This is a genomic window from Pseudomonas sp. LBUM1673 (assembly GCF_059695645.1).
Genome location: NZ_CP166780.1, coordinates 6700197 through 6719615 on the forward strand (window position 1 = coordinate 6700197; position 19419 = coordinate 6719615).

At 59.8% G+C, this 19419-nt stretch carries 18 protein-coding genes and 2 pseudogenes; 11 read left to right on the forward strand and 9 right to left on the reverse strand.

The window, feature by feature from the left end:
- Positions 1-10 precede the first annotated feature (10 nt).
- Positions 11-415 carry an RNA polymerase-binding protein DksA gene (gene dksA, locus ACA044_RS30635; RefSeq protein ID WP_217856960.1) on the reverse strand — a complete coding sequence of 135 codons (405 nt, stop codon included), beginning with the start codon at positions 413-415 and terminating at the stop codon, positions 11-13.
- 127 nt (positions 416-542) lie between these two features.
- On the opposite strand from dksA, the gene ACA044_RS30640 reads away from it, so the two are divergent.
- On the forward strand, positions 543-920 hold the full coding sequence (locus tag ACA044_RS30640) for a glutamine synthetase (RefSeq protein WP_497444560.1): 378 nt from the start codon (positions 543-545) through the stop codon (positions 918-920).
- Here the strand turns inward: ACA044_RS30640 and ACA044_RS30645 are convergent.
- A complete protein-coding gene (locus ACA044_RS30645) occupies positions 917-2122 on the reverse strand; it encodes an N-acetylmuramoyl-L-alanine amidase (RefSeq protein ID WP_497444561.1) in 1206 nt (401 codons plus the stop codon). The two genes, ACA044_RS30640 and ACA044_RS30645, sit on opposite strands and share 4 nt — an antisense overlap.
- A gap of 86 nt (positions 2123-2208) precedes the next feature.
- Between ACA044_RS30645 and folE2 the strand changes: the two genes are divergently transcribed.
- The 7 genes and pseudogenes from folE2 to ACA044_RS30680 all read left to right on the forward strand — a co-directional run.
- Positions 2209-3105 carry a GTP cyclohydrolase FolE2 gene (gene folE2 / locus ACA044_RS30650; RefSeq protein WP_497444562.1) on the forward strand — a complete coding sequence of 299 codons (897 nt, stop codon included), beginning with the start codon at positions 2209-2211 and terminating at the stop codon, positions 3103-3105.
- Positions 3102-3770 carry a metal ABC transporter ATP-binding protein gene (locus ACA044_RS30655; RefSeq protein ID WP_497444563.1) on the forward strand — a complete coding sequence of 223 codons (669 nt, stop codon included), beginning with the start codon at positions 3102-3104 and terminating at the stop codon, positions 3768-3770. Before folE2 ends, ACA044_RS30655 begins: the two co-directional genes overlap by 4 nt.
- A complete protein-coding gene (locus ACA044_RS30660) occupies positions 3770-4636 on the forward strand; it encodes a metal ABC transporter permease (RefSeq protein WP_497444564.1) in 867 nt (288 codons plus the stop codon). The genes ACA044_RS30655 and ACA044_RS30660 overlap by 1 nt, the downstream gene beginning before the upstream one ends.
- 11 nt (positions 4637-4647) lie before the next feature.
- Positions 4648-5523: a metal ABC transporter substrate-binding protein gene (locus tag ACA044_RS30665; protein ID WP_497444565.1), complete on the forward strand. Its 876-nt coding sequence runs from the start codon at positions 4648-4650 to the stop codon at positions 5521-5523.
- Positions 5520-6080, forward strand: coding sequence for a gamma carbonic anhydrase family protein (locus ACA044_RS30670; RefSeq protein ID WP_497444566.1), 561 nt, complete (start codon positions 5520-5522; stop codon positions 6078-6080). Before ACA044_RS30665 ends, ACA044_RS30670 begins: the two co-directional genes overlap by 4 nt.
- A gap of 2 nt (positions 6081-6082) precedes the next feature.
- Positions 6083-6190 (forward strand): annotated as a pseudogene (locus ACA044_RS30675) (hypothetical protein); the annotation flags it as partial.
- A pseudogene (locus ACA044_RS30680) lies at positions 6190-6864 on the forward strand (His/Gly/Thr/Pro-type tRNA ligase C-terminal domain-containing protein); the annotation flags it as partial. The pseudogenes ACA044_RS30675 and ACA044_RS30680, both read left to right, overlap by 1 nt.
- A gap of 110 nt (positions 6865-6974) precedes the next feature.
- Here the strand turns inward: ACA044_RS30680 and ACA044_RS30685 are convergent.
- Positions 6975-7496: a DUF3617 domain-containing protein gene (locus ACA044_RS30685; protein ID WP_497444567.1), complete on the reverse strand. Its 522-nt coding sequence runs from the start codon at positions 7494-7496 to the stop codon at positions 6975-6977.
- Positions 7497-7627: 131 nt separating this feature from the next.
- Between ACA044_RS30685 and cls the strand changes: the two genes are divergently transcribed.
- Complete coding sequence (gene cls, locus ACA044_RS30690; protein WP_497444568.1) at positions 7628-9067, forward strand: cardiolipin synthase; 1440 nt, start codon at positions 7628-7630, stop codon at positions 9065-9067.
- Here the strand turns inward: cls and cfaB are convergent.
- From cfaB to hflK (ACA044_RS30715), 5 genes are all read right to left on the reverse strand, one after another.
- Entirely contained in the window at positions 9064-10248 is a 1185-nt protein-coding gene (cfaB, locus tag ACA044_RS30695; protein ID WP_497444569.1) for a C17 cyclopropane fatty acid synthase CfaB, read from the reverse strand. The two genes, cls and cfaB, sit on opposite strands and share 4 nt — an antisense overlap.
- Positions 10249-10446: 198 nt before the next feature.
- Positions 10447-12357 (reverse strand): cation-translocating P-type ATPase, encoded by a 1911-nt coding sequence (locus ACA044_RS30700; RefSeq protein WP_497444570.1) that lies wholly within the window; start codon positions 12355-12357, stop codon positions 10447-10449.
- Complete coding sequence (gene hflK, locus ACA044_RS30705) at positions 12354-13412, reverse strand: protease modulator HflK (protein WP_497444571.1); 1059 nt, start codon at positions 13410-13412, stop codon at positions 12354-12356. The genes ACA044_RS30700 and hflK (ACA044_RS30705) overlap by 4 nt, the downstream gene beginning before the upstream one ends.
- Entirely contained in the window at positions 13409-14458 is a 1050-nt protein-coding gene (gene hflC, locus ACA044_RS30710) for a protease modulator HflC (RefSeq protein WP_497444572.1), read from the reverse strand. Before hflC ends, hflK (ACA044_RS30705) begins: the two co-directional genes overlap by 4 nt.
- Positions 14455-16419 carry a protease modulator HflK gene (gene hflK / locus ACA044_RS30715; RefSeq protein ID WP_497447335.1) on the reverse strand — a complete coding sequence of 655 codons (1965 nt, stop codon included), beginning with the start codon at positions 16417-16419 and terminating at the stop codon, positions 14455-14457. Before hflK (ACA044_RS30715) ends, hflC begins: the two co-directional genes overlap by 4 nt.
- A gap of 209 nt (positions 16420-16628) precedes the next feature.
- On the opposite strand from hflK (ACA044_RS30715), the gene lpdA reads away from it, so the two are divergent.
- A complete protein-coding gene (lpdA, locus tag ACA044_RS30720; RefSeq protein ID WP_497444573.1) occupies positions 16629-18029 on the forward strand; it encodes a dihydrolipoyl dehydrogenase in 1401 nt (466 codons plus the stop codon).
- Positions 18030-18169: 140 nt separating this feature from the next.
- On the opposite strand, the gene ACA044_RS30725 is transcribed toward lpdA, so the two are convergent.
- Positions 18170-18643: an Lrp/AsnC family transcriptional regulator gene (locus ACA044_RS30725; protein ID WP_038980472.1), complete on the reverse strand. Its 474-nt coding sequence runs from the start codon at positions 18641-18643 to the stop codon at positions 18170-18172.
- Positions 18644-18788: 145 nt separating this feature from the next.
- Here ACA044_RS30725 and ACA044_RS30730 point away from each other — a divergent pair, with 145 nt between their 5' ends.
- Positions 18789-19418 (forward strand): LysE family translocator, encoded by a 630-nt coding sequence (locus ACA044_RS30730; RefSeq protein ID WP_497444574.1) that lies wholly within the window; start codon positions 18789-18791, stop codon positions 19416-19418.
- Position 19419 lies beyond the last annotated feature (1 nt).

Here is a 19419-nt window from a genome sequence, read left to right on the forward strand (position 1 = left end):
ATGTGGCCGGTCAGATCGCCCGTTGATGGCGTTCGCGCAGCTCTTCACGTTCTTTGGCTTCAATACACAGGGTGGCGGTGGGTCGTAGCAGCAGGCGCTTGAGGCCGATCGGCTCACCGGTTTCACGACACCAGCCGTACTCGCCGCGGGCCAGGTGTTCGAGGGCTTCGTCGATCTTGTCCAAGAGCTTCTTTTCCCTCTCCAGCAGGCGCAGTTGCCACTGGCGCTGTTCTTCGGCGCTGCCAATGTCAGCGGGATCGCTGTGGGGTTCCTGCTCGCGCAACACATCGAACTCTCCGGCAATGCGCTCTTGCAGCTCGCTGCGCTGAGCCAGCAACAGGTCGCGAAAGAAGCCTTGCTGGGCGTCGTTCATGTAATCGGCGGCGGGTTGAGCGAGGAGTTCTTGTTCAGTCATGGCGGTGGATCACAAAAGCGGGCGTGCCTTTATGTTATAGTATAACAACACAAACAAGCCACTCCCCTCTTGCTCGCCGCGACAAAGGGCACGATGCTTTAACCCGTCCGTCCCTTTGAGAAATGCCATGGGAAACACCCTGAGATTCTCGCTGTTGAGCCTTTCGTTGCTGATCGCGGTCGATGCCTGGGGACAAGTCCCGAGCCTGGCCAACTGCACTCGCAGCGCCAATCTGCTGGCTTGCGTAGATGCCGACGGCAATGCCTACAGCGTTAACACCGTCGGTAACACGATCTATTTGCGCGGCTTCGAAGTGGCCGGCAAACGCCAATGGGCGCAAACCAACAGCCGCTATGGGCAACTGACGTTCTTCACTGGCATCGCGTCCGATGGCGAAGCCTGGGTCGGCTACAACCGCCGGGTTGGCTGGACAACCATCAATCGGTTTTCCAGCTCCGGCGGCAGCAGCGGCAAGTTCACGTGTAGCCGAATGACCGGCTGCTAGGCCTGCGCCTTTTTCTGTTCCTGCTGCCAGGCGATGTAGCTGTTCATCGGTGGGTTCTTCTGAAAATAGCGCTGCAAACCTTCGAACAAACCATCTGCCACGGCCTGCTGATGGCGGGCGGTGACCAGTCGCTGGCTGTCGCGGGCATTCGAGATGAAGCCGGTTTCCACCAGAATCGACGGCACATCCGGTGACTTCAATACAGCGAATCCCGCTTGTTCCACGCGCTTCTGATGCAACGTGGTGATGCCCGCCAGACTGCCGAGTACCGTGCTTCCCAACTGCAAACTGGCGGCGATGGTGGCGTTCATCGACATGTCGAGAATCACCCCGGCGAGCATCGGATCCTTGTCCTTGAGATTGAGCAGGCTGGTGGCGCCCAGCAGATCTGCACCGTTCTCTCGTTGCGCCATGAAGCGCGCCGTGGCCGAGGTCGCGCCGCCTTCGGACAGGCAGTACACCGACGCACCTGAAGCGGTCAGACGCGGCGCCGCATCGGCATGAACCGAAATGAACATGTCGGCATTGTGCTTGCGGGCAATCTCCACGCGTTTGCGCAGCGGGACGAAAAAGTCGTCGTTGCGCACCAGTTTCACGTCGAAGCCCTTCTCGCGCTGCAGCCGCTTGGCCAGCAGTTGGGCGATCGATAGCACCACGTCTTTTTCCCGCTCACCTTTGGCACCGACCGCGCCCGGGTCTTTGCCGCCGTGACCAGGGTCGACCACCACGATGATGTCGCGCTTGGGGTGGGCCTTGTCGGTGACGGGTTCACGTTTTTCCGACGGCGCCGCGATCTGTAGCGGTGCAACACTCTTCAGATCGAGCACCAATCGATGCCCCTGCCCGTCCTGCGGCGGTAACAAGAAACTGTTGAGCTGCACCGGGCCGCTGAGGTCAAGGACGATGCGCGTATCGCCCTGACCGAAATGTCCGGAACGGATCGCGCTAATCACCGTGTTGCTGAGCACCAACTGACTAAAGTCGCCACTAAGGCTTGCGCCACTCAGATCGATGATCAACCGCTCCGGAGCACTCAAGGAAAAGGTTTTGTATTGCACCGGCCCGCTCAGATCGAACACCAGGCGCAGCTTGTCGTTGGAACGCCACAGTCGTGCATTTCGAATTTGTGTGGCGGACGCACCAAAGGGTAAAGCGAAGGCCGCGCTGGCCAGAATCAGATTGAGCAAGTGACGTCTGTGCATGGTGAAAGCCCGCTCACGAAAAAGGCATCGTCGATTTGGTTGTTATAATATAACATGCCAAATCAACTCCTACGATGGACCTGCTCATGAATGCGCTGACTCTGCCGGATATCGCCGCGCAGGCCTCACGCCAAGCCCTGTCACTCGATTGGGTGGGCATGTGCGGCATTGCTCTGCCTGTTTTGTTCGATGGCCAACGACTGAGTGCCAAAGCCGACGCAGGCGTTAGCCTCGACGATGGAGAGGCGCGCGGTATCCATATGTCGCGGCTGTATCTGGCGCTGGAAATGCTTGAGCAGGAAAACCTTTCGCCCGCGTTATTGCGGCGAGTCTTGCAGAGTTTTCTTGAGACTCATGAAGGACTTTCCCACAACGCTTACCTAAAAATTCACACCGAACTATTGCTCAAAAGACCTGCGCTCGTCAGTCCACTGGCCGGCTGGAAAACTTATCCAGTGAGCATCAAAGCGAGTTTGAAAAACGCGATGTTCCACGTGGAACTAAAAATCGACGTTCCTTATTCCTCAACCTGCCCGTGCTCAGCAGCACTTTCGAGACAATTGATTCAGCAACAATTCGTTGATGACTTCGCCAATCGGCCATTACAACACGCCGACGTTTTGGCTTGGCTCGGCTCCACGAGAGGTATCGTCGCGACGCCGCATAGCCAACGCAGCAATGCGCAATTGCAGCTGCGCCTGCACGACTATCTGGATGACCTGCCGCTGATCGCAGCAATCAACGACGCGGAAGCAGCCCTCGGCACCGCGGTGCAAACCGCCGTGAAACGTGCTGACGAACAAGCTTTCGCCCTCGCCAACGGACAGAACCTGATGTTCTGCGAGGACGCTGCCCGACGTTTGAATCTGGCCCTGAAACGCTCTCCAGGCATCAACGCCTTTCACGTGCGAGTCGTCCACGCCGAAAGTCTTCACGCCCACGATGCCGTCGCCGAAACCCGCTGGAATTGGGAGGCCGCATGATCCGGTGCCAAGCTTTGCGCTGGGGCGCACCCGGTCAACCGCTCACTCCGCCGGTGGATTTCCAATTATCCAAGGGCAGCCTGACCGCCGTCATCGGTGCCAACGGTTCGGGCAAAAGCAGTTTGCTGAAAGTCATCGCCGGCCTGCAAAAACCACTGGCCGGCAAAGTCATCATTGATGTTCCACGCAAAGGCGGCCTTTCGTTTCTGCCTCAGCAACAACACCTGGACCGACAATTCCCCATCAGTCTGCAAGAGTTGGTGGCCGCTGGTTTCTGGGGCAGCAAACAAGCTCCGGAAATTCGCAGCCAGCGCCTCAAGTCAGCGCTGGAAGACTGGTGCCTGACCGGCCTGGAACATCGCCCATTGATGGCTCTCTCCGGAGGCGAATTACAGCGGGCCCTGCTCGCCCGGTTGAGTCTCGCCGAAGCCCCCTTGTTGTTGCTCGACGAACCCCACGCCGCGCTCGACGAACTCGGCCAGGCGCTGCTCTGGAAACACATCCACGCGTGGCATGCCGAAGGTCGAACCCTGGTCGTGGTGTGTCATGACCTGGCCGCTGTGCGCCAACACATCCCACAAGCCCTATTGATCAAAAGCAGCGGCTGCGTCCTCGGCCCCAGTACCGATCTGATTCGCCAACAACCCCAGACGCAGGTGGCTTGATGATCGCCGCCGCTCAGCTTTGGCAACCGTTCCACGAATTCGTATTCATGCGCCGGGCGTTGCTTGGTGGTCTTGTTCTGGCGTGCAGCACCGCTCCGCTTGGGGTGTTTCTGATCCTGCGGCGCATGAGCCTGATCGGCGATGCAGTGGCTCACGGCATCTTGCCGGGCGCCGCATTGGGCTTCTGGTTCGCCGGTTTGAGTTTGCCCGCGTTGACCATCGGTGGCCTCGGCGCTGGTCTGAGCATGGCCGGGCTGGCCGCCTGGATCACCCGCCGCACCGGCCTGCGAGAGGACGCGAGCCTGGCCGCGATCTACCCGATATCGTTGGCCAGCGGCGTGCTGATCCTCGGCATCGCCGGCAAGCGTCTGGACCTGTTGCACCTGTTGTTTGGCTCGGCGCTTGCGGTCGATGGGCCGACCTTGACCGGCATGCTCTGGGTCTCGGGCTTCAGTCTGATCGCCATGGCCCTCATCTACAAACCCCTGTTACTGGACACCCTCGACCCACTCTTTCTGCAAACCGTCAGCCGCCTCGGGCCATTGGCTCACGGAGTATTTCTAACCCTGGTGGTGCTGAATCTGGTGATCGGGTTTCAGGCCATCGGCGCCCTGATGGTGGTCGGTTTGATGATGTTGCCGGCCGCGGCTTCGCGCTTCTGGAGTCGCCGCTTGCCGGCACTGATGGCCATCGCCGCGCTGCTCGGCTGCCTCTCGGTCTGGCTCGGATTATTGCTGTCGTTCTACTACTCGCTGCCCAGTGGCCCGGCGATCGTGCTGGTGGCTGGCGGTTTGTATCTGCTGTCCGTGGTGTTCGGTCCGGTGCACGGTTTGCTGCGCCGCCCGCCTTTACTCACATCCCAATGAGGTGTTACCCGATGCGCGCTTTACTCGTGCTGTTCAGTTTGATGCTGTCGATGTCGTTGTCTGCCGCAGAAAAACTCCAGGTAGTCACCAGCTTCAGCATCCTCGCCGACATGACTCATCAGGTCGGCGGCGACCATATTCAGATCACCAACATGGTCGGCCCGGACGCCGATGCCCACACCTACGAGCCGACTCCTGACGATGCAAAGGCATTGCTCAAAGCCAAACTGATCATCAAGAACGGGCTAGGTTTCGAGCCGTGGCTGGACCGCCTGGTGACCAGCACTGAGACCAAAGCCCCGGTCATCAGCGCCAGCCACGGTGTCATTCCGCGCTCGCTGGATGAAGACGGCGAAACCATTCCCGACCCACACGCCTGGCACAACCTGGCGAACACCGAGTTGTACATCAGCAACATCACCAAAGCGCTGATCGCCGTCGACCCTGCAAACAAGGCCGACTACGAACACAACAGCCAGGCCTACCTGAAAAAGATCTACGCCTTGCTCGCCGAGGCCAAAGCCAAGCTCGGCTCGCTGCCGCCAGGTAATCGCAAAATCGTGACCTCCCATGACGCCTTCGGCTATCTCGGTCAGGCTTACGGCATCGATTTCATGGCGCCTCAAGGTCTGTCCACCGAGCGCGAACCTTCGGCCGCCGAAGTCGCTGCGCTGATCACTCAGATCCGTCAGGCCAAGGTCAAAGCGGTGTTCATGGAAAACATCAAGGACGCGCGCCTGCTCAAGCAAATCGCTGATGAAAGCGGCGCGCATATCGGCGGCACGTTGTACTCCGATGCTCTTGCGGCAACCGGTCTGGCCAGCACCTTCACCGGGCTGTTCGAATACAACCTCAACACCTTGTACGACGCGTTGAGCAAGCCATGATCCGCAAGAATCCTTCCGGCGATCTGCCGTCGATTGCGGAGTCGGCGTATGTGGATAAAACCGCCATCATCTGCGGCAAAGTGGTGATCGGCGAGAACGTCTTCGTCGGCCCCTACGCGGTAATTCGCGCCGACGAAGTGGACGACTCCGGTGAGATGGAAGCGATCACCATCGGTGCCAACTCGAACATCCAGGACGGCGTGGTGATCCACTCCAAGTCCGGCGCGGCGGTGACCATCGGCGAGTTCAGCTCCATCGCCCACCGCTCCATCGTGCATGGCCCCTGCACCGTCGGTAACCGCGTGTTCATCGGGTTCAACAGCGTGCTGTTCAACTGCGCGGTGGGCGACGGTTGCGTGGTGCGGCACAACTCGGTGGTCGACGGTCGTGACTTGCCTGAAAACTTCTACGTGCCTTCCACCACGCGCATCGGCCCCAACACTGACCTGTCGCAGTTCCCACCGGTGAGCGTCAGTGCCTCGGAGTTTTCCGAAGACGTGGCGCGTACCAACGTCGATCTGGTGCGCGGTTACAAAGCCCTGCAGAACGAGTTCTGACCATGAGCAGCGTGCTGATTCGCAACGCCCGGTTGGTGAGCGAAGGTCGTGAATTCGACGGTGATTTACTGGTAAACCACGGTCGCATCGTCAAGATCGCCAGCAGCATCGCCGTTCCTGCGCGCTGATGCTGGCCATGGCCGTCAAACAGCTCCATCCGAATGCACAGTTGCGAGCCGGGTCGTCGCTGGGTGATGGTTTCTTTTATGAGTTTGCTTTCCAGCGCTCTTTAACTCTGGACGAGCTGCCAGTTATCGAAGCGCGCATGCATGCACTGGCGGCGACCAACCATTCGATCCGACGGGAAACAGCTCCCCGGGCGACGCCAGCCGAACGGCTAACGCTGTATCGCTTGGGGGATTTTGAAAGTTTTGCCGCAGGCCCGCATGTTCCCACCACCAAGGTATTGCAAGCGATCACTCTGGACCATATCAGCGGCACGTCGCAGCAACGGATCTACGGCACGTGTTGGTCCAGCCAACAGGAGCTGGACACCTGGCGAGCGCCGCCACAGGTGATGGTCGTGAACATCGATGAACGTCAAACCGGTTATGCACACTCATTGACCGAATCGCTGCGCCGCCGCGGACTGCGTGCCAATTCGGACCTGCGGAACGAGAAAATAAGCCACAAGATTCGCCAACACAGCCAGAAAGTGCCGTATCTGTTGGTGGTGGGAGAGAAGGAAAGGGACGGTGGATTTGTCAGCGTGCGCAGCAGCAGTGGGGAGGATTTCGGGAAGAAAGGGATTGAGGCGGTGTGTGAGTTGTTCAATTCAAGGTGACTAAACGGACGCCTTCGCGGGCAAGCCTCGCTCCTACAGGATTTGTGTCGTTCGCACGATCACGAAACGACATTGATACCCTGTAGGAGCGAGGCTTGCCCGCGAAGCTTTTAAGCTCGTGGTTTAACGGTCCCGCAATCCTGGCCCAACCACACAGCGCGAGTATCGAGGCTACCCTTCTGCTGAATGCCGGTGGCGTTGAAGGTGCCGTTGACCTTGGTGGTGAACTCACGATCGCTGAGGAATGTGGCGACACCCGCACCTTGCGCTTTCGGACAGCTGAAACGGAATTTCCACTGGTTGCCGGTACGCTCGGTGATTTCCTGCTTGCAGCCCGATTGAGGGTCCGTCAGTGGAATGTTATCGGTCTTCACCTGCTCAGGTGTCAGGCAGGCCCGAATCCCTTTGCCGCCCATGGTGATGCCCTGCTTCTCCAGCTGCGCGCGCTGTTCAGGGGTCATCTGACTCTGTATCTGGCCGAGAATCAGTTGCAGATCAGGCAGGTTCTGGTCATCGACCTTCATGTTGCTTGAAGTCATTTCCCACAAACCCGGTTGCAACATCTGCGCCTGAGCGGCCACAGGAAGTGCCAAACCAAGCGCCATGGCCAAACCCAGCAGACGAACGTTCATCGAGTAACTCCTGATCATTAGTGGCCGTTAGACGTCAGCCACGGGCTTCGGTTCATGGACCAATTAAATAGCGACATTCTGCACGGAACATGGTCTGTTAAGCATTGAATCTTCAGGAGCAAGGCTGCCCCATGGATTATTTTGGACCGCATGTTTTCGGCTATCTGATCGCTTTGCTGCACACGCTGGGTTTGATCGCTGCCATCCATGCCGTATTGACCGTTCGGACCGCTCAGGGTTCGATCGCTTGGGCTCTGTCACTGCTGTTCATTCCCTATCTCACGCTTATTCCTTATCTGGTCTTCGGCCGCAGCACCTTCGATGGCTACATCAAGGCCCGGCGGCAAGCCAACGAGGAAATGCGCAAGGCAATCTCCGAGCTGAACTGGCGCCCTTGGGTAGAAGAGGCACTGACTGCTCGTGCCTCCAGCGCTTACGCCTCTTTGCGGGCCATGCCTAAATTGGGACGCATGCCGTGTCTGGCGAACAACGAAGTGCGCTTGTTGATCGACGGCCAGGCTACCTTCGATGCGATTTTCGACGCCATCAGCAACGCCCGGCAAGCGGTGCTGATCCAGTTCTTCATCATCCACGACGACCGCCTCGGCCAACGCCTGCACACACTGCTGACGAAGAAAGCTGCCGAGGGCGTGGCGATTTACTTGCTCTACGACCGCATCGGCAGCCACTCCCTGCCCCACGGTTATGTGCAACCGTTGCGTGATGCCGGTATCGAGGTCAAAGCCTTCGCCACCCGCAGCGGCTGGCTCAACCGCTTTCAGGTCAATTTCCGCAACCACCGCAAGATCGTAGTGATTGACGGGATTGTCGGTTTTGTCGGCGGGCTCAACGTCGGCGACGAGTACATGGGCGAGAAACCACCCCTTGCGCCATGGCGTGACACCCACGTCCTAGTGCGCGGGCCAGTGGTGGCCTGCATGCAGGAATCCTTTGCCGAAGACTGGTTCTGGGCGGCCCGTTCGCTACCGCCGTTGATCTTGCCGGAGGTTTATCCGGATGACGGCGTGCTCTGCCAATTGCTGGCAACCGGCCCGGCGGATTCCTACGAAACCTGTTCGCTGTTCTTCGTCGAAGCCATCCATGCGGCGACGGAACGGGTGTGGATCACCACCCCTTACTTCATCCCCGACGAAGCGGTGTTCGCCGCGTTACGACTGGCAGTGTTGCGTGGTGTGGATGTACGGATTTTGTTGCCATCACGGGCGGATCACCGGATCGTCTACGCCGCTTCCAGCCTTTACGCCTTCGAAGCGGTACGTGCTGGCGTGCGCCTATTCCGTTACCAGCCGGGGTTCATGCATCAGAAAGTGGTGTTGATCGACAGCGAAATCAGCGCCATTGGCAGCGCCAATATGGACAACCGTTCGTTCCGGTTGAATTTCGAAGTGATGTTGCTGACGGTCGACAGTGCGTTTGCCGCCGAAGTAGAACAGATGCTCAACGACGACTTCGCCCAGGCTCACGAAATCGCCAAAGAAGAAAGCCGGGAAACCCACCGCCTGCAACAGGTTGGCATGCGCATCGCCCGGCTTATTTCACCGATTCTCTAATTGTAAATGTCGTCGCGGGTCCACGGCAGTTCATGGCTGCCATCGGGATGGGTTTTCACCGCGAGGATTTGGTGCAGGTTGATCCAGCCTCTGGCGAAGGCATAGGCGCACCCTGCCAGGTACAACCGCCAGATCCGCAGTGCCTGATCCGGGACCAGCTTGGCGGCGGCTTCCAGATTGTCTTCCAGGCGTTCGCTCCAGTGGTCCAGGGTTCGCGCGTAATGCAGGCGCAGACTTTCGACATCGACGATCTCCAGACCCACGTCGCTGATCTCGGCCGAAATCATCGACAGGTGCGGCAGCTCGCCGTTAGGGAACACGTACTTCTCGATGAACTCACCGGCACCGCGCCCGACCGGACGACCGTCGATGTGTTTGGCGGTGATCCCGTGGTTCATCACCAGGCCACCCTCTTTCACCGCGCCGAACAAGGTTTTGCAGTACTCGGCAAGATTCGCATGGCCAACGTGTTCGAACATGCCGACGCTGACCACCTTGTCGAAGCGCCCGTCCTGAGGCAAATCGCGGTAGTCGAGCAGTTGCAGTTCGATCTGATCCTCCAGACCTTCGGCTTTCACCCGTTCGCGGGCCAGTTCCAATTGCTCTTTACTGAGCGTGATCCCGAACACCTTCGCGCCGAACTCCCGAGCCGCATACCGCGCCAACCCGCCCCAACCACAACCGACATCCAGCAGATATTCGCCTGGTTGCAACCGCAGCTTGCGGCACAAGTGGCGAAACTTGGCCTGCTGGGCTTGCTCGAGGGTTTCACTGCCGGTCTCGAAATAGGCGCAGGAATACGCCATGTCGCTGTCGAGCCACAATTGGTAAAACGCGTTGGAGAGGTCGTAGTGGTAAGAGATGGCTTTGGCGTCGGTTTCCTTGTCGTGAACCGAGCGCACCGGTTGCTCATCTTCGTCCTCGTTGATCAGCGCCTGACTCCATTCATCGCAAACACGAATCACGTCGCTGATGGAGCCTTCCAGCTCTAGCTTGCCTTCGACAAACGCCGCCCCCAGTGCGTCGAGGCTGGGATGAGTGAACTGGGTAACCATGTGTGGGTCCTTGACCACAATGGTGACGCTGGGCGTCGGCCCCAGATTGAACTCATGGCCGTCCCACAGTCGCAAGCGAAGTGGTAATTGCAGATTCTGTAAGGCCGGTGGAAGTTGCGCGAGCATGAAAAGTCCCCCTTGTTTCAGACGTCAAATCTGAGGGTAGACCATCCTTGAAAAATAGCAGGCTATCGATTTAATAGCCTTTTTCTATTCCCGGTGTTGCCACAACAGTGAAGCCAGCCAACGGGCGACCCTTGAAAATGACCGCCTTACCCTAGATGACTACAAATCCGGCACACAGTTCTGAAAAGTTGTAGACGCTCACACCTCATCCTTAAGCTTGAGTAGGGGTTCCTGAAAGCGTAGCAAACGCCCGGCATTACCGAGCACTAATAACGTACTCAAGTTATGCAACAGCGCGGCAATCATCGCCCCAGCCGCGCCAAGCCAGCCGAATGCGGCGAACGCGACGATGGCCAGGGTCCAGCCCAACCCGATAATCACGTTGACCTGCAAGGTCTGCCGACATTGGCGACTCAAGCGCACACAGGTGCCGAGCCGGCGCAGGTCGCTGCCGATCAACACGATATCGGCCGAAGCCAGCGCGATGTCCGCGCCGCCCGCACCCATGGCCACGCCGACGACACCGGCCTTGAGCGCCAGGGAGTCGTTGATGCCGTCTCCCACCACCATCGGCCGGAAACCGCTGCCGATTTCTTTCAGCACGCGGTTGAGTTTGTCCTCCGGCAAGGCCTGGGCTTCGACATCGCTGATGCCCACATCCCGGGCCAGCGTGTGCGCAACACTTTGGCGATCCCCGGTGAGCAACAGCTGACGACCCAAACCCAATTCACGCAACTCACTCAGGGCAAACCGCGCCTCGGGTTTGACGCTGTCAGCGAGCAACAGCCAGGCGAGAAATTCACCGTTGAGTGCCAGCCCGGCGATAGGGCCGTCGTGTTCGGGAACCGCTGATGTGGCGATGCCCAATTGTGCGAACAGCTCCGGACGACCGAGGGCCGCTTCGCCCTGCTCGGTCATCGCCACTACACCCAGCCCCTGACGCTCATGAATGTCAGAGAGCAGCAGAAAGTGTTCCTGAGTAACCAACCCAGCCAAGGCGCGGCTGACCGGGTGACTGCTGGCGGAACCGAGACTGGCAGCGAGTTTCAGTACGTGACTGCGATCCTCCAACGGACTGTCGATCGATTGCAGGCGCAAGGTGCCGAACGTCAGGGTTCCGGTCTTGTCGACCACCAACGACGTCAGGTCAGCCAACTCTTCAAGAAACGCCGAGCTGCGAATCAGAATCCCGTGCCGTGCCGCCACCGCCACCCCGGCAATGGCCGTGGCCGGTGCCGACAACACCAGCGCACAAGGGCAAGCGGCCACCAACACCGCGAGCATCGCTTGAGCATCGTTGGTGATGAACCAGGTCACGGCGGCCAGTAGCAGCACCAACACCATGTAACTGCCGGCATAGCGTTCCAGCAAACGCGTGATCGGTGGTTTGGAACGCTCCGCGCTTTGCATCAACGCAATGACTTTACCCAAGGTCGATTCGTGGCCCGTGCGGGTCACTTCAATGCGCAGCAGGCCATCGAGGTTAATCGCCCCGCCGAACACCGACATGCCCACACCAGTATCTATTGGCACCGACTCACCGGTGATCGATGCGGTGTCGAGGCTTGCCTGACCAGACAGCACCCGACCATCCGCCGGCACTCGATCACCGGCACGCACCTCCACGAGGTCACCGGCCTTGAGCGTGCCGTTGTCGACTTCGACGACGGAGCCGTCAGCCTGGATCTTTCGCGCATGGCTGCGCGTCAGTTTGCCGAGGGCGTGAATCGCTTCCTGGGAACCGATCACGCTGCGCTCTTCCAGCACGTGACCGAATATCATGATGATCGGAAGCAGTGCCGCGGTGAGCAGATCGCCTGTGGCCCAGGCACCGAGCATGGCCAGGGCAATCAGCTGATCGGTGATCCCGTGCAGGCTCGGATAACGCAGGCTGTACCACGCCGAGCGCATGACCGGTACGGCCACCAGCAAAGAAGCAAAACCCAACAGCAATTGGCTGACACCGGTCTGCTCCGGTGACAACCAGCGCCAGGTCAGGCCCAACGCAAGCAAGCCCAGAGCAAGCATGGCCAAGGTCAACTGGCGCGCGGCGCTACGTTGTTCTGCCGAGGACAACATGCTTGGTGCGGCGGCGGTGTGGGCAGTCATTGTGCAGCTCCCTGAATGATCAGGCGCGAATCGTCTTTCGGATCGACCGTGGTCACCGAACCGGCCTGACCAAGAATCTTCGGCATTCGCTCACGGTAAATACGCAGCAGCATTTGCGGGTCGATGCCCTGCTGTTGCGCCTTGGTCAAACCCAGCACAGTGGCAGTGTCGGCGGAGGCTTTGGCCAGTCGTTCGCTGGCTTGAGCGTGAGCCACTTGCAGCGCGCGGTCGGCTTGTTCGTTGGCGCTCTGGGTCAGTTTCTCGGCTTCAGTGCGTGCATTGGCCACGGCTTTATCAGCTTGCTGGCTGGCGGTTAATACCGCGTTGAAAGCGTTCACCGCAGGGCCGGGCAAACTCGATTGCACATCGACCCGCGCCACTTCGACGCCCAAGCCCTGCCCGGTCGCCGTCAGTTCGGCCAAGCGTTGATTGATACCCCGCACCAGATCGCCACGCAGACGTTCGCGACGCTCCGCCGCCTGATTGTCGGCGCCGATCAGTTCCGGTCGAGCCACCAGAATGGTGTCCAGGTCTCGCGCGGCGGTGAGCGCCACGGCACTGCGGGTCACCAGCCGATCCAGTGCCGGCAACACATGTTCACCCTGAAGAACGAAGGCATAAGGCTCGGTGACTTTGTAGAACACCCGCACATCCAGTTGCACCACGCCCGCATCACCGGTCAACAGATAACCGGAACCGGCGAGCGCATCGCTGATGGGCGTGGCGAAACTCGCGACTCGATCCGCCTGCAATGCAGCATCCGTGCGCAGCAGATTTTCCACCCGACGCTCGATCACCCGATCCGCCGCAGGCAACAAGATTACCTGCTCGAACGGACGCGGCCATGCCAACAATAAACCGGCATTTTGAATGCGATCCAGTGCGCCGAAGTGCAGCACCACGGCACGATTTTGCGGGTCGATTTGCCGCACATTGGAAAATGCCCACGCCAACGCAGCCAGCACGGTCACGGCGTAAAGCGCCAAAAAAGCCAAGCGCCCGGCCTGAATCCAGGGGCTGCTCAACTCATTTGTTCCACGTGGAACTAAACTCATGGCTGCGACCCGGACTTGTTATCGAGCGTCGGCGGGCCGTCAACCAACACCCGAAACGGCGCGGCATCGGTGCGCAAGATCAGTTTGGTGCCCGGCGTGACGATGGTGCCCAAGGTGTCGAGAGAACGCAGCAAGTTGTAGAGCTGCGGTGAACCGGCGTAGGCACGGCCGTAAATCTGCGCAGCTTCGACGCGGGATTGGGCTTCGATGTCCGCGGCTTTCACCGTCGCATCGGCTTGCACGATTCGCGCATCACGCTCGGCCGCGGAGCGGATTTGCGCGGCTTCGCGCTTGCCGATGGCCGTGCGTTCAGTCGCGATGGTTTCACGCTCGGCGCGCATACGATCGACAGTCGCGGTGAGCGTCACCGACGGCAGGGTTAAACGCTCGATGCCGACTTGCAGCACTCGCACGCCATAAGTGGTGAGCAACTGTTGATCGATCTGCTGACGCAGTTGTGCTTCGAAATCGGCGATGTGCACCTGGTTGGCGTCGGTATTCACCAGGTTGGCCAGATCAAAACTGCTGGCGGTGGTTTCCAGCGCCGAGCCGACAAAGGTGCGGATCTGCCGCGCCGCTTCGTCCGGCTGGTTCTGGACGGCGCGCATAAAGCGTTGCACGTTGTCCGGATCACCCTGCACCTGCCAAGCCACGTAGGCTTGCACGATGATGCGCAGACCATCGCGCGTGCCCACATCCTGCAAACCACTGGAGGTGGTACGCAGCCGCAGATCCACCGGGATCGCCGCTTCGAATGGTGCCGGCCAGCGCCAGCCAAGACCCGGTTCCAGCAATACCCGCGATGGATTACCGAAGCGAGTGATCACCGTGGCCTCTCCCGAACGCACTTGCACCAGGCTCGCTGCCGCAATGGCAAACGCCACCAGCAACGCCGCCCAACCCATTCGCCGCCACGGGAAAGAGCCAGCTTCGTATGGATCACCGTGGTGATGATGGTGATGACCGTGGAGATGTCCGCCATGGCCGTGATCGTGGCCGGCGTGATCATCGTGATCGCGATTGTGTGTAGGCGTCGGCTGGCTCAATGGACGGCTCCTGGCAGAACGGTATTACGCGATGGCGCAGGGTCAGCCGGCAGCGTAAATGTACGTAGGTCGATGGTCGGCGCATTACCGCTGCCGCCCAGACGATGATCGAGAACCAGCAGCTTGGCGTTGGCCAAACCTTGGGTCAGTTGACTGAGGTATTGCTCCAGCACAAAGGCCTGGCCGGCGCTGGAAAAAGCCTTTCGCTCGGCGGCAAATTTCAGGTCGGCGGCCTGAGCGCTCGAGTTGATTTCATGCGCACTGGCCGTGGCTTGATCGCGAGCGATGCTGGCCTGCAACTGCGCCTGGTTGGTCGCCTCCGCCGCTGCACCGCGCTCACGGGAAATTAATGCCTGAGCACCAATCTGCGCCGCTTGCACGCCGTGATAAGCGTTGGCCGCCCCCGCTGGCGGGTGGATGGCTTCGACCACCGTGGCGAGAATTTCCACGCCGCTGTCGAGTTTTTCAAGGTCCACCTGCACGGCACGACCGATCTCTTCGGCAAGCCCTACCCTGTCCTCGCCGAGCAAACCATCAAGGGTTCGCGAGGCGAAGTCGTGAACCAGAATCCGGCTGGCGGTGCTGCGGATCAACGTTGGCACGTCGGCGCTGTTGTAGGTCGCGGCCAGCGCCGCCTGATCATTCAGGCCGATGCGATAGACGAAGCGCACGTCCATATTGACGATCTGAAAGCTCTGTTTGTCGGCGCGGCTGCTGGCGATGACTTGGGATTTGTCGTTCACATGGCTGGCGTCCCACAAGCGATTGGCAATCGCTGGTGCCGGGCCTTCGGCTGGTTCGGCCGCGACCTGTGCTGACGTTTCGCCCACGCTGGTAGCCAACTCGTGGACCACACCGTTTTCGACGCTCAGCACGCGGCCCAGCGGCCACGGCAAACCGGCGTGCAAACCAGGACCGAAAACCTCCACCGGTTTGCCGAAACGCTCATAGATACCGCGCCCTTGCAGCGCAATTTCGTGAATGCCGGTGAGCGACCAACCGACGATAGCCACCACCGCCAGCACCGGCAAAAACGCCCGGCGCATGTAGGTGAAGGCCCAGATTTGTCGCAGGTCGATACCGAAGCGGTTGTGCAGTTCGTGCTGCAATGCGAGCAAAGGCTGCGGCGGCCAGCGCAGCATGTCGGCGACGAAGCTTCGCGCCAGCAAGGCCGGTTCAAGTTGTTCACGACGGGGACTGAACAGCGACAACACGGCGCGCAGCAGCAACTCGATGGCGACCAGCCCCGGCAGCAAACCGATCAGCACCGCCAGACGCACCGGCCAGACCGATGTTTCGCTGCCGAACAATAAACACAATGCGCTGAGCACCAGACAAATAATCGCCACCCGCGTCAGCTGCGCCAACGGCCCTGCTTCCGGCCACTGGGCGGCGTTTTCCTGCGCCAGTTGCCGTTCCAGCACCAGCAAACCGAAAGCCAGCAGCAACGACAGCGCGGCGCCGACACTGGCCGACAACCCCAGCGCAGCGGGCGGCAAGGTCAGATTCCAGACTTGCCCGACGCTGTACAACGTCAACAACGCCCAGCCGCCAAGCCAAAGCGTCGGTGCACCGATCTGCCCCAGCAAGCGCAACCAACGCTGACTGATCCGGTCCAGCAACCGCTCGTACCAGCCTTCGCCGGCAACAACTTCTTCAGCGACAGCCACCGGCACCAACACGGCCGGATTCATCGCCCGTGCGCGCCACTGCGTTACCCACCAGGCCGATTGCAGGCCGGCAACCAGCACCAACAAACCGGCGCTCTGATTGACCAGCAACGCCGACCAAAGCGACTGCGGCGCAAACAGACCGACAAAAAACGCCAGCACCAACCCTGTGCCAGCCAAGGCACCCAAACCGATTGCCAATTGTCGCAATCGACGTCCTTGAACGACCGCCTGCTGAAAGCGCGGCAGCCCTGCTATCTGTGCTCCATCGCCATCGAGATCGACTTGCATACCACCCCAGCCATCGCTCACATCACAATTCGTTACGATATAACGAAAGTGGTGAAATATTCGTCGTAAATCGCTCTATCTAAAAGCGCTGAACCTGTCGCCAAGCTGAAGCCTTGACCGAAATGGCTCGAAACGCACATATTACGTTCGTAATTTTTATCAAAGGCTACTTTTTATCGATCCTGCCCCCTTTCACCAGGAGTACCACTATGAGCACCTATGACGTCGTGATTCTGGGCGCAGGCCCCGGCGGTTACAACGCAGCGATCCGCGCCGGCCAGCTGGGCCTGAAAGCGGCATGCGTGGAAGGCCGCGCCACCTTGGGCGGGACCTGCCTGAATGTCGGCTGCATGCCGTCCAAGGCCCTGCTGCATGCCTCCGAACTCTACGACGCGGCCATGGGGGCGGAATTCGCCAACCTGGGGATTGAGGTCAAACCTGTCCTCAACCTTGCTCAAATGATGAAACAGAAGGATGAAAGCGTTACCGGGCTGACCAAAGGCATCGAGTTTCTGTTTCGCAAAAACAAAGTCGACTGGATCAAGGGCTGGGGCCACATCGACGGGCCGGGCAAAGTCACGGTGACCGACAGCCAAGGCACCAAGACCGAGCTGAGCGCCAAGGACATCGTGATCGCCACCGGTTCCGAACCCACTCCCCTGCCCGGCGTGGACATCGATAACAAACGCATCCTCGACTCCACGGGCGCCCTGTCGCTGGACGAAGTACCGAAGCGCCTGGTGGTGATCGGTGCCGGGGTGATCGGCCTGGAGCTGGGCTCGGTATGGCGGCGCCTGGGCGCTCAGGTGACGGTAGTCGAATTTCTCGATCGGATCTGCCCCGGTGTGGATGACGAAGCGGGCAAGACCCTTCAGCGCTCATTGAGCAAGCAAGGCATCAGCTTCAAGTTGAGTTCGAAAGTCACCAGCGCCACGACGTCGGCGAGCGGTGTTCAGCTCAGCGTCGAACCGGCCGCGGGTGGCACCGCCGAGTTACTTGACGCCGATTACGTGTTGGTGGCCATTGGTCGACGCCCTTATACCCAAGGCCTGGGGCTGGAGAACGTCGGTCTCGCCACGGACAAACGCGGCATGCTCGCCAATAAGGGCCACCGCACCGAGGCCGCTGGCGTCTGGGTTATCGGTGATGTGACGTCGGGGCCCATGCTCGCCCACAAGGCCGAAGACGAAGCCATGGCCTGCATCGAGCAAATCGTCGGCAAGGCCGGCGAGGTCAATTACGACCTGATCCCCAGCGTGATCTACACCAAACCGGAGCTGGCCAGCGTCGGCAAGACCGAAGAACAGCTGAAGGCCGAAGGTCGCGCCTATAAGGTCGGCAAATTTCCCTTCACCGCCAACAGCCGGGCGAAGATCAATCACGAAACCGAAGGCTTCGCCAAAGTATTGGCCGATGAGCGCACCGACGAAGTCCTCGGCGTGCACCTTGTGGGCCCGAGCGTCAGTGAAATGATTGGCGAATATTGCGTAGCCATGGAGTTCAGCGCCTCGGCCGAAGACATCGCCCTGACCTGTCATCCACACCCGACCCGCTCCGAAGCCTTGCGCCAGGCGGCAATGGATGTGGAGGGGATGGCGACGCAGATGTAGGGCCGATGATTTGGTGGTGACTGAACTGACGCTTTCGCGAGCAAGCCCGCTCCCACAGTAGATAATCAGTGAACGCAGATTTTGTGTTCGACAACGATCTACTGTGGGAGCGGGCTTGCTCGCGAATGGGTCGACTCGGTCTAAAGCGGCAAATGCTCCAACGGCAATGCCCCCGGCGTCTTCACTGTGTGAATCGCAAAGTTGCTGCGGATGTCGCTCACACCCGGCAATTTCAGCAGTCGTCCGGTGAGAAAACGGTCATAGGCGCGCAAATCCGGCACCACCACTTGCAGCAGAAAATCTGATTCCCCTGACACCAGGAACGCCGAAATCACCTCAGGCAATGCCGTCACGGCCAAGCGAAAGGCTTCGGCCTGTTCATCGTTGTGTCGTTCGACTTTGACCCCGACAAACACTGTCAGCCCAAGGCCCACTTCATCTCGATCCAGATTGGCCTGATAGCCGCGAATCACTCCGGCTTCCTCCAGCATCCGTACCCGACGCAAACAGGGCGAGGCGGACAATCCGATTTCGTCAGCCAATTGCACGTTGCTCAGGCGACCGTCCCGTTGCAGCGCCGCGAGAATCTTGCGGTCATAGGCGTCCAGTTTCATGGTTTGGCAGATCCTGATGGTTCGATCATCAAAAAATGGCAGGTTATGCCAAATATGGAAGCTTTAGAAGCTGACTACGCAACCACCTGCCCTGCTTTTCAGCCATAGACTGATCCCACAAAATCGACAACGAATGGGGTGCAACATGGCAGGACTCTGGCTGTTTTTCATGGCACTGGCGGTGGTGTACCTGTTGCCCGGCCCGGACATGATTCTGTTGTTGCAGACCGGCGCGCGTCAGGGCAAAGGCGCGGCGCTGGCCACGGCGTTGGGGCTGGGCGTAGCGCGCGGTTGTCATGTGGCATTAGCGGCATTGGGTTTGGCCGCGCTGTTCAAGACAGCGCCCTGGACCTTCGACGTGGTGCGCCTGGCCGGGGCCGCGTACCTGCTGTGGATCGGCATTCAGTGCCTGCGCACCACGATGCTGCCGAGCTTGAAGGGTACAGACGCAACCACCGAAAAACCGCATTGGCGCGAGGCGATCCAACGCGGTTTGCTGACCAATCTGCTCAACCCCAAGGCGCTGCTGTTCTGCTCGGTGCTGTTGCCGCAGTTCATCGAGCCGCACGCCGGGCCAGTGCTCGCGCAATTTGCGACGCTGGGCATGATGCTGGTCGGTGTCGGATTGTTGTTCGACAGCGCCTACGCACTGGTCGGCGCCGCACTGGGCCGCTGGCTGCAACGCAGTCCATCGGCCCAGAGGGTGCAGCAGTGGTTGTTCGGCAGCCTGCTGATCGGCTTCGCGGTGCGGCTGACATTTGTGCAGCAGGCTTGAG